This window comes from Mesorhizobium silamurunense (genome assembly GCF_014843905.1).
Classification (GTDB): domain Bacteria; phylum Pseudomonadota; class Alphaproteobacteria; order Rhizobiales; family Rhizobiaceae; genus Mesorhizobium; species Mesorhizobium silamurunense.
Genome location: NZ_LPVS01000104.1, coordinates 65,487 through 78,480, shown reverse-complemented (window position 1 = coordinate 78,480; position 12,994 = coordinate 65,487). Strand labels below are relative to the sequence as shown.

Below are 12,994 nucleotides of genomic sequence, written 5' to 3'. Positions count from 1 at the left end.
GACTGGCTGCTCAGGCCGAGATCAGCGCCTTGCCGGCGGCGGCGAGGCTGTCGGCGCCGTCGATGACGCGCTCCTTCAGGGCGCGCGTCTCGCCAAGCAGGTTTTCGGCAAAGAAGCGGCAGAGCGCTATACGGCCACGGTCGGCCAGCCCACCTTGCGCCAGGTAGGCACCGCCGGCGGCGAGCGATATCAAGCGCAGATAGGGCGTGGCGCCGGCCATGGCGGCGTCGGCCTTGCCGTCGGCCGTCAGCTTCTGCAGGAAACGCGTCGTCTCGTCGAGATCGGCAAGCGCGCGGTCGAGATTGTCGGCGGTACGGCCAAAACCCTCGATGTTGGAGGTGCGCACCGCATCGGCCATCGCTTTCAATTCGCCGATATAGCGATGCACATGCTCGCCGCCGCCGAGCGGCAGTTTTCGCGACACAAGGTCGATCGCCTGGATGCCGTTGGTGCCTTCATAGATCGGCGCGATGCGGGCGTCGCGATAAAGGGCCGCAGCACCCGTCTCCTCGATGAAGCCCATGCCGCCATGTACCTGGACGCCGAGCGAAGCGACCTCGACGCCGATATCGGTGGAGAAAGCCTTTGCCAAAGGCGTCAGCAGATTGGCGCGGTCGCGCCAGTTGGCGGCGGCCTCGCCCTCGGCGACGCGCGCGCGGTCGATGGCGTGCGCGCAGGAATAGCTGATGGCGCGCGCGATCTGTGTCAGCGCCCGCATGGTCAAAAGATTGCGCTGCACGTCCGGGTGATGGACGATCGGCGCCATGCCGGCGCCCGCATAGTCCGACGCCTTGCCCTGGCGGCGATCATTGGCGTAGGCGATCGCCTTCTGCGTCGCCGTCTCGGCCACCGCCACGCCCTGCATGCCGACGGCAAGGCGAGCGTTGTTCATCATCGTGAACATGCAGGCCAGCCCCTTGTTCTCCTCGCCGATCAGCCAGCCGATAGCGCCGGGCGTCGCGCCTTGAAAACCGTCGCCATAGATCATGGTGCAGGTCGGCGAAGCATGGATGCCGAGCTTATGCTCGAGGCCGGAACAGAAGACGTCGTTGCGGGCGCCGAGCGAGCCGTCGTCATCGACCAGGAATTTCGGCACCAGGAACAGCGAGATGCCGCGCGTGCCGGCGGGCGCGTCGGGCAGCCGCGCCAGCACCAGATGGACGATGTTGTCGGTGAAATCGTGCTCGCCATAGGTGATGAAAATCTTCTGGCCAAAGATGCGGTAGGTGCCGTCGCCTGCGGGCTCGGCGCGCGTGCGCAGGGCCGCAAGGTCGGAGCCCGCCTGCGGCTCGGTCAGGTTCATCGTGCCCATCCACTCGCCGGAGACGAGCTTCGCCAGATATTTTTCCTTGAGCGCCTCGGAGGCGTGCTTGTCGAGGGCCTCGACCGCACCCATGGTAAGGGTCGGGCCGATGCCGAAGGCCATGGCGGCGGAGTTCCACATTTCGAGCGCGGCGACGGCGAGCATTATGGGCAAGCCTTGGCCGCCGAATTCCTCCGGCCCGGCCAGCGCGTTCCAGCCGCCCTCGATCCAGCGGCGGTAAAGCTCCTTCCAGCCGGGCGGCGTGGTGACGGCGGCGTCCTTCAGCACCGCGCCATGCTCGTCGCCGATCTTGTAGAGCGGCGCCACCTCCTCGCTGGCGAAGCGGCCGGCCTCGGCCAGGATCGCGTCTACCAGGTCCTCACCGAGATCGCCGAAGGTGCCGGCCTCCAGCGCCGGCTTCAGGCCGGCCACATGCTTCAGCGTGAAGGCGATGTCTTCGACCGGTGCGCGATACATGTCTGCTGCTCCTCCTCCATGGCGGCAGTTCGATCGTAGGACTTCAGCCGCAGTGAGACCATCCGCCTATGGCGCGATCCGCACCTTCTTTTTACGTAAACGTCAAACTTTGTCACGCGGATTTTGCATTCTTTTCCAGACGTACTAGATACGAAGCGGCCGACCGTCGAGGTCCGGCTTGAGACCGGACGAGACCCATGCTTTCCAGACCTGACGCCTATCGCTGCATCGAATGCGGCCTCCCCTATCGGGCTGCCGGCTTCTGGTATCATGAGGGCAAGATGGAGCATGGACCGGCTTACTGGACGGACCGCGGCATATTGTGCTCGCCGCAATGCTCGCTGGCGCATCACAAGAAGCGCGCCGCCGAAGGCACGCTGACGCAGGAGCCAGCACCCGATCCGTTCGAGGTGCAGTCGCTCTTCCGGCAGTGAGCGCAAAGCAATCGCTTGATATGTACGGCTTAAACCCGTACATAGAAAACCGAGGTGATTGCAATGCCCAACCAACAGTCACGTTCCGCCCGTCTTGAAGCCCGCATCTCGCCAGATGCGCTGAGCATGGTGAAGCGCGCCGCCGAAATCCAAGGCCGCAGCGTCAGTGACTTTGTAGTCGCCGCAGCGCAAGAAGCCGCGCAGCGCACTATTGAGGAGACCGCCATCATCCGTCTATCCATGGAAGATCAGCGCAACCTGATGGAAGCTATTCTTGATCCGCCGGAGCCGAATGAGGCGCTGCGCAAAGCTGCCGACGCCTATAAACGGCTAGTCATCGAATCCCGGTGAAGATCGATCTAATTATCGAGACACTCCAAGCATCCCACGATCGCAGCGCATTTGGCTGCGGCGTCCCGGCACTCGACCGTTATCTTCGCGAACAAGCAGGCCAAGACGTCAAACGTCGGGTTAGCAATTGCTTTGTCGCCGTAAATCGCGACGATGCCATTGCGGGATATTACACTCTCGCGGCGTCCAGCGTGCCCATCGCATTCTTGCCTGAGGACCAGACGAAACGCCTGCCGCGCTATCCGATCTTATCGGCGATATTGATCGGTCGGCTCGCGGTCGATGCGCGTTTCCAAGGACAACGGATCGGATCGGCGCTGATCATAGATGCGCTACGGCGAAGCGTGCAGGCCGCTCCCGCATCCTTCGCGCTGGTCGTCGACGCCAAGGACGAGCAAGCGGCCGCTTTTTATCGCAGTCATGGCTTCGCTCCGTTTAAAAGCCGTGCTCTCTCACTCTTCCTGCCAGTAGCGACAGCGCTGAAGCTCTTCGGTCCTGAAGCACTTCCTTAACCATAGCGGTTCAGGATCGTCCTCTGGTCAGTGGGGACACCCTGATTGAAAAAGCCGGCGCGCCCTCTTCGCCGCCTGGCACTTTTCGCGGCAGCGTTGGTGCTGGGCACGGCGGCAAAGGCCTCGGATTTCTCCGAGCCGTGGAAGAACGCCGACCGCGCGCTGGTGATCGACGCCTACGAATACAACTCCATCGACTGGGCTGAGCTTGCCACCGACAAGCGCATCGTCGGCTTCATCAACAAGGCGTCCGATGGACTGCCGCCACCCTATTTCTGCTTCGGCGGCGAGACCGATATCAAACTCTGCAAGGCGCTGTGGAAACGCTATGCGGTGACGCGCGAGCTGTTCCAGACGCGCAAGGTGGTGGCCAAGGCGCTCGGCCTGAAATGGGGCGCCTACCACCTTGCCCGCCCCGGCAACCCGATCGAGCAAGCCAACAATTTCATCGATTTCGCCGAGCCCGCACCGGACGATCTCATTGCGCTCGACCTCGAAGGCAACGATCCCTCGCAGTGGATGTCGCTGGAGGACGCCGAAGAATTCGTGCGCCAGGTGCATCGCCGCCTCGGCCGCTTCCCGGTGCTCTATTCGAACGGCAAGACCGCCCAGTACATCGCCGACAACCGCTACACCTACCGGCTGCTGTCGCGGCTGCCGCTCTGGTATGCGCGCTACAAGCCGGATATCGACGTGCATTTCCCGATGGGCAACTGGCAGGGCTACGCGCTCTGGCAGTTTTCCGCGAAGGCGAATTGCGGCCGCTTCAGCTGCCCGTATCGCGTGCCCGGCACGCCCAACGACATAGACGTTTCCGTCGCGCCGATGAAAGCCGATGAATTGCGCCAACAATGGGCCTTCGGCGGGCTGATCGACGTGCCGGCGGATTACCTCGCCTCGATACCGGTGCCGGTCTCGCGCCAGGCAGCACTCGCCGGCAAGGTCACCATCACCTATGCCGATGTGGCGACGCCGCCGACCTTCGAGGAAATGGTCGCCGTGCTTAGCGCGCGCTGGGGCAAATTCCGCGACGGGTTCCGCATGCCGGTGGTGAAAACCGTGCCGCAGCGGCCGGGATTCGGCATCGTCCAATATGTCGCCTGGAAGCGAGCGGGGCAGCGCACGCCCGAACAGCTCGACGCCGCCTTCGCGGCCGCCGATCCGGTCAGCACTGCTTCGACGACGCTCGACCACCGCAGGCAGTAGTCAACGCTGCCGTCAGCGATGATTGCCCAGGCTGGCATACATGCCGGTGGTGCGAAACTGGGTCGGATTGATGCCGTAGCAGCGGCGGAAAACCTTGGAGAAGTAGTTCGCGTCCTCGAAACCGCACAGCACCGCGACTTCCTTCACCGGCAGGAAATCCGCCCTGGTCAGCAGTTTCGCCGCGCGCTGCAGCCGTTGCTGCAACACGAATTCGGCCGGCGGCAATCCTTCGCTCTCGGCGAAGCAGCGCGAGAAATGCGCGCGGCTGAGGCCGCTGATCCCGACAAGCTCCGCCACCGGCAGCGGCTTGTCGAGATTGGCGTTGATGTGATCGATGACCGGCTGCATGGCACTCTGCTTCTCGGCGAAGGCGTGCGAGCCGAAGACATCGTCATAGAGCGCCATCGCCGCCTCATAGGCGATCGCCGACGCCGCGCCCGGCGAACCCGCCCCCTTGATGAGGCGCAGGCTGCAATCGGCAAGGTGATCGACGGTCGCGGGCTGCAGCCGGAACACGGGGCCGGAGACGCTGAGGATAGACTTATGGATGCGCAACGCCTCCTCGCCGTTCATCGAAATCCAGAAATATTCCCAGCGGTCGCCCTTGGCCAACCAATAGCGATGGTTGTGCGGCACCAGCACCAGCAGCGTGTCGTTCGCCTGCAGGCGATAGTTGCGGCTTTCGTAGCGCAACTGCCCGGTGCCGCTGATCGTATGCTGGAGCACCGTGAACGGGGTCTGGCCGCGCTTGCGCCCATCCCAGTCGTAGGTCTCGTCCTCGCGCACTTCATAGCCGGTGCTGGTCGGCATGGCATGCAGGCGCTGGCGGCCGCGCGGCAGCGAGATCGTCCGCATCAGCTTTCCATTGGCGATCAGGTCCTGCAGCACAAAATTACCCTCGAAAGCATAATCCTTCTCTGGCCGCGCCCGCGAATAAGCGCATAATCCGGCTCATCAAGAACGGGAAAGTCCCGCGATCGAGGAGCGGGCGGGAGGAGAAAGAGCCGGATTTCCGGCTCGAATGGCGAGCACGCGTGCTGGCGTGCGGCCATATCCTCCCTTGCTGCTCCTTGCCTAACATTCGATTGGAACGAGGTGAAGGTGATGAGCTTCAAAATCGCTATTATCGGCGCCGGCAGCGTCGGATTCACCAAGAAGCTGTTCACCGATATTCTCTGCGTGCCCGAATTCAAGGACATCGAGTTCGCGCTGACCGACATCAGCGAGCACAATCTCGGGATGATCAAGGCGATCCTCGACAGGATCGTGGAAGCCAACAATCTGCCGACCAAGGTGACGGCGACGACCGACCGCCGCAAGGCGCTGGAGGGCGCGCGCTACATCATCAGCTGCGTGCGCGTCGGCGGCCTCGAAGCCTATGCCGACGACATCCGCATTCCGCTCAAATATGGCATCGACCAGTGCGTCGGCGACACGATCTGCGCCGGCGGCATCCTCTACGGCCAACGCAACATCCCGGTGATCCTCGACTTCTGCAAGGACATACGCGAGGTCGCCGCGACCGGCGCCAAGTTCCTCAACTACGCCAACCCGATGGCGATGAACACCTGGGCCGCGATCGAATACGGCAAGGTCGACACGGTCGGGCTCTGCCACGGCGTGCAGCACGGCGCCGAGCAGATCGCCGAGGTGCTCGGCGCGAAATCGCCCCGGGAACTCGACTATGTCTGTTCGGGCATCAACCACCAGACCTGGTTCATCGAATTGCGGCTGAACGGCCGGCCGATCGGCAAGGACGAATTGATCGCCGCCTTCGAGGCGCATCCGGTCTATTCGAAGCAGGAGAAGCTGCGCATCGACGTGCTGAAGCGCTTCGGCGTCTATTCGACCGAGAGCAACGGGCATCTCTCCGAATATCTGCCCTGGTACCGCAAGCGCCCCGACGAGATCACGCGCTGGATCGACATGTCGGACTGGATCCATGGCGAGACCGGCGGCTACCTGCGCTACTCGACCGAGACCCGCAACTGGTTCGAGACGGAATATCCGCAGTTCCTCGAAGCGGCGTCGAAGCCGATCGATCCGGCAAAACGCTCCAACGAGCATGCCAGCCACATTCTCGAGGCGCTGGAGACGAACCGCGTCTATCGCGGGCACTTCAACGTCAAGAACAACGGCGTGATCGCCAACCTGCCGCAGGACGCCATCATCGAATCACCCGGCTTCGTCGACCGCTTCGGCATCAACATGGCGGCCGGCATCACGCTGCCTGAGGCCTGTGCCGCCACCTGCATGTCCTCGATCAACGTCCAGCGCATGTCGGTGCATGCCGCGATCGCCGGCGACATCGACCTCTTGAAGCTCGCTGTGCTGCACGATCCGCTGGTCGGCGCGGTATCGACGCCGGAAGAGGTCTGGCAGATGGTGGACGAGATGGTCGTCGCCCAAGCCGCCTGGCTGCCGCAATACGCCGGTGCCGTGCCGGCGGCAAAAGAGCGGCTTTCGAAATCGAGCGTCAAGACCCGCGAATGGGCGGGCGCGGCGCGGCGAAGCGTGCGCTCGATCGAGGAATTGCGCGCCGAAAAGGCGGCGCTCAAACAGGCCGGCTGACAACTTGGCTGTGGAAACGGACCGACGGGAGGTTGGTCCGCCGCTATCAGCCGCACCGAATAGAAGGCGGGCAACAGCAGACGTCTAACACGTGGGAGGAAGACTATGAGGACCTTACGCAGAATTGGCATTGCCTCCGGATTGGTTCTGAGCGTTTCAATTCCGGCGCTCAACGCTTTCGCTTCCGAGCCAACGGTGCCGCCGGCGCCGGCGGCATTTCCAGCCGAGGGCAAGATCCATTATGTGGCGCGCGACTCCATTCTGGAGTTCAAAGCGCTGCCCGAGTATCACGAGCCGGACTGGGTGACGGAGAAATACGTCAAGACCGGCAAGCTGCCGCTGCTCAAGGACCGGCTGCCCAAGGAGCCGCTGGTCTTCAAGACCGCCAACATGCCGGACGGCACCGGCGTCTATGGCGACACGATGCGCCATGTCATCGGCGGCAGGCCGGAAGGCTGGAATTACGGTGCTGGCCAAACGCAAGGCTGGGGCGGAATCGACATCGCGCTTTCCGAATGCCTGACACGCACCGCGCCGCTGTTCCAGGTCGATGCAAAGGACACCGAGCCGCTGCCGAACCTCGCCAAGAGCTGGGAATGGTCGAAAGACGGCCACAAGCTCACCATGCATCTCATCGAAGGCGCCAAATGGTCGGACGGCGTGCCCTTCAACGCCGATGATGTGATGTTCTACTGGGACGACGAGGTCGTCGATCCCAACGTCTCGCCGCTCAACGGCGCGACACCGGAAACATTCGGCGTCGGCACCACACTGAAGAAGGTCGACGACTATACCGTGGAATGGACGTTCAAGGAGGCGTTCCCGAGGCAGTATCTCTACGCGATGGCCTACGGCACGTTCTGCCCCGGCCCTTCGCATATCCTCAAGCCGCATCATCCGAAATATTCGAAGAACACCTACGACCAGTTCAAGAACGCCTTCCCGCCGGAATTCATGAACATGCCGGTGATGGGCGCCTGGGTGCCGGTCGAATACCGCCCGGACGACATCATCGTTATGCGGCGCAACCCTTACTACTGGAAGGTCGACGAGAAGGGCAACCAACTGCCTTATCTCAACGAGCTGCAATATAAGCTCTCGACCTGGGCCGATCGCGACGTCCAGGCGGTCGCAGGCTCGGGCGACTTCTCCAACCTCGAGCAGCCGGAAAACTTCGTCGCCTCGCTGAAGCGCGCCGCTGACAAGAACGCGCCGGCACGGCTTGCCTTCGGTCCGCGCCTCATCGGCTACAATCTGCGCTTCAACTTCTCCGCCAATGGCTGGGGCAATCCGGACGAACGCGGCCAGGCGCTGCGCGAGCTGAACCGCAATGAGGATTTCCGCAAGGCCGTGACCATGGCCATCGACCGCAAGGCGCTCGGCGACTCGCTGGTCAAGGGACCGTTCACCGCCATCTATCCCGGCGGCTTCTCCTCCGGCACCAGCTTCTATGATCGCAAGTCGACGGTTTACTATCCGTTCGATCTCGAAGGCGCCAAGGCCGAGCTCGCCAAGGCCGGCCTCAAGGATACGGACGGCGACGGCTTCGTGAACTTCCCGGCCGGCACCGCCGGCGGCAAGAATGTCGAGATCGTCATGCTGGTCAACAATGACTACACCACCGACAAGAGCCTTGCCGAAGGCGTCGTGGCGCAGATGGAAAAGCTGGGCTTGAGAGTCGTGCTGAACGGGGTCAACGGCACGCAGCGCGACGCGATCCAATATTCCGGCCGCTTCGACTGGCTGATCCGGCGCAATGACCAGGAGCTCACCTCCGTCGTGCAGAACACCGAGCAGCTTGCCCCCGTCGGTCCGAAGACCAGCTGGAACCATCGCGCGCCGGAAAGCGGCGAGGTCGATCTGATGCCGTTCGAGAAGGACCTCGTCGACATCGTCAACAAGTTCGTCTCGACGCAGGACAACGACCAGCGCGCCGACCTGATGAAGAAGTTCCAGAAGATCTCGACGGAAAACGTCTACAATGTCGGCCTGACGGAATATCCCGGCGCGCTGATCGTCAACAAGCGCTTCTCCAACATTCCGCAGGGCACCCCGATCTTCATGTTCAACTGGGCCGAGGATTCGATCATCCGCGAACGCGTCTTCGTCGCGGCCGATAAGCAGGCCAAGCATGAGCTGTTCCCCGAGGAATTGCCCGGCAAGCCGGGAGACAAGGGGCCGATGGACTAGTTAACCTCCCTGACGAAGAGACGTCCGGCCGCGTTGCGGCGCGGCCGGACAAAAGCAGATCCTCCAAACGCGGCGAACGCGTGAACCGGCGAGAAAAGGAAGCAGACCGTCCATGTTGCGATTCCTGCTCATGCGCATAGCGTCGGCGATCCCCGTCCTCGCCATCTTGAGCCTGGTCACCTTCGCCATCATCCAGGCGCCGCCTGGCGACTATGCCGACTACATCAAATCGCAACTCATCAACCAGGGCGGCGCTTCCTATGCCGAGGCCGACGCGCAAGCCCAGGCCTATCGCAAGGAACATGGCCTCGATAAGCCGCTGCCCGTCCAGTATCTCAATTGGATCGGCGGCATCGTCACCCGCGGCGATTTCGGCTACAGCCTCTATTACAACAAGCCGGTCGCCGACGTGGTCGGCGAGCGCCTGCCACGCACGCTGCTCCTGGCGCTGGTCTGCCACCTGCTCGCCTCGGTGCTCGGCATTACCTTCGGCATATGGGCGGCGACACGCCAGTACACCTGGATCGACTCCACACTTTCGGCCATCTCGTTCCTGGGCATGACGGTGCCGCGCTTCCTGATGGCGCTGATCATCGTCTATCTGCTGGTCTTCCAGTTCAACGTGTCGGAGATCGGCAGCTTCTTCTCGCCGCAATACGGCGGCGCGCCATGGTCGTGGGCGAAGTTCGTCGACCTCGTCAAGCATGTCTGGCCGGTGGTGGCGATCGCGACCTTCGGCGGCCTCGCCTACAACATGCGCGTGATGCGCGGCAACCTGCTCGACACGCTCAATGCCCAATATGTCGAGACGGCGAAGGCCAAGGGCCTGACCGGCGGCGCGGTGGTGATGCGGCATGCCGTGCCCAACGCGCTGCACCCTTTGGTCATGTATCAGGGCGTGGTGCTGCCCTACATGCTGACCGGCGAGATCGAGACGGCGATCATCTTCGCGCTGCCCACCGTCGGACCGGCAATCGTCGGCTCGATGGCGGTCGGCGACGTCTATGTGACGGCAACCTTCATGATGGTGCTGTCGGCGACGCTGATCGTCGGCAACATCATCGCCGACATGCTGCTCGCGCTTCTCGACCCGCGCGTGCGCCAGTACGGGGAGCATTAGATGCTGGCGCGCGATCCATCACCCCCGCCACCGCCGGCGGAAGGCGCCGTGAGCCAACCCGCGCACGGCAATGAAAGCTACATCGCGCTGGTCTGGCGCCGGCTGAGGCGCTCCTGGACCGGCATGGCCGGGCTTTGCCTGGTCGTGCTGCTGCTTCTCATGGCCGTGCTCGCGGAATTCCTGGCGCCTTTGGACCCGAAGGCCACCGATATCGCCTTCGCGCCGCCGCAGGTGCCGAGCTTCCACGACAAGGACGGCAACTTTACCGCCCGGCCCAGGATCTATGCGCTGGCCGAGTCGACCGACCTCGACCCGGTCACATTCCAGCCGATCGTCGGCCCCGACTACGACCATCCGCGACTGCTCGGCTTCTTCGTCGAAGGCGCGCCCTACAAGTTGCTCGGCTTCATTCCGGCGGACCGGCATTTCTTCGGCTCGATGGACGGCGAGCCGGTGCATTTCCTTGGCACCGACAAGTTCGGCCGCGACGTGCTATCGCGCGCCATCCACGGCTCGCGCGTCTCGCTGATGATCGCGCTGACGGTCGTCTTCATCATTACCGTCATCGGCACCACCGTCGGCATGGTCTCCGGCTATTTCGGCGGCCGGTTCGATGTCTGGATGCAGCGCTTCGTCGAGCTGGTGCTCGCCTTCCCGCAACTGCCGCTATATCTGGCGCTGACGACGCTGATCCCGGTCACCGCGCCGACCAATGTCTTCCTCGCCTTCGTCATCATCGTCATGTCGGCGCTGGGCTGGGCGCAGATGTCGCGCGAGGTGCGCGGCAAGACGCTGGCGCTGGCGCGCATCGACTATGTGCGCGCCGCCATGGCGGTCGGCGCCACCGACCGGCGCATCATCATGCAGCACATCTTCCCTAATGTGATGAGCCATGTGATCGTCGCCGTGACGCTGGCGATCCCGACGGTGGTGCTCTTGGAATCCTTCCTCGGCTTCCTCGGCTTCGCGGTGAAGCCGCCGCTGATCTCGTGGGGGCTGATGCTGCAGGATACCGCGACCTATTCGGTCATCGGCACCTATCCGTGGATCCTGTCGCCGGTCGGTTTCGTGCTGGTCACCGTCTTCGCCTTCAACGCGCTGGGCGACGGCCTGCGCGACGCCGTCGATCCTTATTGAGGTGGCCGGAATGACGACGATCGCGCTCGCAGAATCCTTCGCACCAGCCGTCCGGCTCGACCATGACGGCCGCCATGACCAGCCCGTCATCGACGCCCGCAACATCGAGGTCGCCTTCAAGGTCGAGCATGGCACCGTCGAGGCGGTCAAGGACATCTCGTTCCAGCTCTATCGCGGCGAGACGATCGCGATCGTCGGCGAATCCGGCTCCGGCAAGTCGGTGACTGCGCGCACCGTGATGGGGCTTTTGTCGCGGCGGGCAACCGTATCGCCGAGGTCGAGTGTCGATTATCTCGGGCAGAACATCCTGAAATTCTCCGAGCGCGCCCGGCGCAAGCTGCGCGGCAACCGCATCTCGATGATCTTCCAGGAGCCGATGAGCTCGCTCAACCCGATCTACACGGTCGGCAGCCAGATCGTCGAAGCGATCAGGGTGCATCGCAAGGTGAGCCGCAGGCAAGCCTGGGCCCGGGCGCTCGAACTCCTCAAGCATGTCCAGATTCCGGAGCCGGAGGCGCGGCTCAAGCAATATCCGCATCAGCTCTCCGGCGGCCAGCGCCAGCGTGTCATGATTGCCATGGCTCTGGCCAACGAGCCCGACGTGCTGATCGCCGACGAGCCGACCACCGCGCTCGACGTCACCGTCCAGGCGCAGATCCTGAACCTGATCCGCAACCTGCAGAAAGAGATGCGGATGGCGGTGATCCTGATCACGCACGACCTCACCGTGGTGCGCAAGTTCTCCGACTACGTCTATGTGATGCAGAATGGCGAGATGCGCGAGCACAACGTCACCGAGCGGCTGTTCGCCGATCCCCAGCATCCGTACACGCAGCGGCTGCTCGCCTCGGAGCCACGCGGACGGCCGAAATCGCTGCCCGATAAGTCCGGCACCATCCTCGAGGCGAACGGCGTGCGCGTCTGCTTCACGCTACGCCACGGCACATTCCTGAAGCCGGACTGGCGCGAGCTGGTCGCCGTCGACGACCTTGATCTAAAACTCTGCCGCCACGAGACGCTCGGACTGGTCGGCGAATCCGGCTCCGGCAAGACCACCTTCGGCCAGGCGCTGCTCCGGCTGCTGGACGCCAAGCGTGGCGAGATCCGTTTCGACGGCAAGCCGATCCAGGGTCTCACGCGCGCCGAGATGAGGCCGCTGCGCTCGCGCATGCAGGTCGTCTTCCAGGATCCGTTCTCCTCGCTCAATCCGCGCATGACGATCGGCCAGATCATCGAGGAAGGTCTGGTCGTCAACAGGATCGGCGCGACGCGGCGCGAGCGGAACGAGCGGGTGCGCGAGGCGCTGATCAGCGCCGGCATGCCCGGCAATATCCTGTCGCGGTTTCCGCACGAATTCTCCGGCGGCCAGCGGCAGCGCGTCGCGATCGCGCGTGCCATCGCGCTGGAGCCCGAGTTCATCCTGCTCGACGAGCCGACATCGGCGCTGGACCTCTCGGTGCAGGCGCAGATCATCGACCTGTTGCGCAAGCTGCAGGACGAGCGGGGCCTGAGCTATCTGTTCATCTCGCACGACCTCAAGGTGGTGCGGGCGCTCTGCCACCGCGTCATCGTCATGCAGCACGGCAAGATCGTCGAGCAGGGACCCGTCGACGAGGTGCTTTCCAATCCCAAGACCGCCTACACCGAACGGCTCGTCAGGGCCGCCTTCGACGTGGCCTGAACATTTGCCGGA

Annotated in this window: 11 protein-coding genes; 9 read left to right on the top strand and 2 right to left on the bottom strand. The window is 63.5% G+C overall.

Annotated elements, in window-relative coordinates; genetic code table 11:
• Positions 1-10 precede the first annotated feature (10 nt).
• Positions 11-1,780 (bottom strand): acyl-CoA dehydrogenase family protein, encoded by a 1,770-nt coding sequence (locus tag AU465_RS31535; RefSeq protein ID WP_192256684.1) that lies wholly within the window; start codon positions 1,778-1,780, stop codon positions 11-13.
• A 197-nt stretch (positions 1,781-1,977) separates the two neighbouring features.
• On the opposite strand from AU465_RS31535, the gene AU465_RS31530 reads away from it, so the two are divergent.
• From AU465_RS31530 to AU465_RS31515, 4 genes are all read left to right on the top strand, one after another.
• Complete coding sequence (locus tag AU465_RS31530) at positions 1,978-2,214, top strand: hypothetical protein (protein WP_192256682.1); 237 nt, start codon at positions 1,978-1,980, stop codon at positions 2,212-2,214.
• A 63-nt stretch (positions 2,215-2,277) separates the two neighbouring features.
• Entirely contained in the window at positions 2,278-2,565 is a 288-nt protein-coding gene (locus tag AU465_RS31525; protein WP_192256680.1) for a type II toxin-antitoxin system TacA family antitoxin, read from the top strand.
• Positions 2,562-3,077 (top strand): GNAT family N-acetyltransferase, encoded by a 516-nt coding sequence (locus tag AU465_RS31520; protein ID WP_192256678.1) that lies wholly within the window; start codon positions 2,562-2,564, stop codon positions 3,075-3,077. The genes AU465_RS31525 and AU465_RS31520 overlap by 4 nt, the downstream gene beginning before the upstream one ends.
• Before the next feature lie 45 nt (positions 3,078-3,122).
• On the top strand, positions 3,123-4,283 hold the full coding sequence (locus AU465_RS31515) for a glycoside hydrolase family 25 protein (RefSeq protein ID WP_192256676.1): 1,161 nt from the start codon (positions 3,123-3,125) through the stop codon (positions 4,281-4,283).
• 12 nt (positions 4,284-4,295) lie between these two features.
• Here AU465_RS31515 and AU465_RS31510 read toward each other — a convergent pair whose 3' ends face one another.
• Positions 4,296-5,138, bottom strand: coding sequence for an AraC family transcriptional regulator (locus tag AU465_RS31510; RefSeq protein ID WP_210325348.1), 843 nt, complete (start codon positions 5,136-5,138; stop codon positions 4,296-4,298).
• Positions 5,139-5,387: 249 nt separating this feature from the next.
• On the opposite strand from AU465_RS31510, the gene AU465_RS31505 reads away from it, so the two are divergent.
• The 5 genes from AU465_RS31505 (at position 5,388) to AU465_RS31485 (ending at position 12,982) form a co-directional block, all read left to right on the top strand.
• Positions 5,388-6,854 (top strand): alpha-glucosidase/alpha-galactosidase, encoded by a 1,467-nt coding sequence (locus AU465_RS31505; protein ID WP_192256672.1) that lies wholly within the window; start codon positions 5,388-5,390, stop codon positions 6,852-6,854.
• A gap of 105 nt (positions 6,855-6,959) precedes the next feature.
• Complete coding sequence (locus AU465_RS31500; protein WP_192256670.1) at positions 6,960-9,044, top strand: ABC transporter substrate-binding protein; 2,085 nt, start codon at positions 6,960-6,962, stop codon at positions 9,042-9,044.
• A gap of 112 nt (positions 9,045-9,156) precedes the next feature.
• Positions 9,157-10,164, top strand: a complete 1,008-nt coding sequence (locus AU465_RS31495; protein ID WP_192256668.1) for an ABC transporter permease — start codon at positions 9,157-9,159, stop codon at positions 10,162-10,164.
• Complete coding sequence (locus AU465_RS31490) at positions 10,165-11,301, top strand: ABC transporter permease (RefSeq protein ID WP_192256666.1); 1,137 nt, start codon at positions 10,165-10,167, stop codon at positions 11,299-11,301.
• Positions 11,302-11,311: 10 nt separating this feature from the next.
• On the top strand, positions 11,312-12,982 hold the full coding sequence (locus AU465_RS31485) for an ABC transporter ATP-binding protein (protein ID WP_192256664.1): 1,671 nt from the start codon (positions 11,312-11,314) through the stop codon (positions 12,980-12,982).
• Positions 12,983-12,994 lie beyond the last annotated feature (12 nt).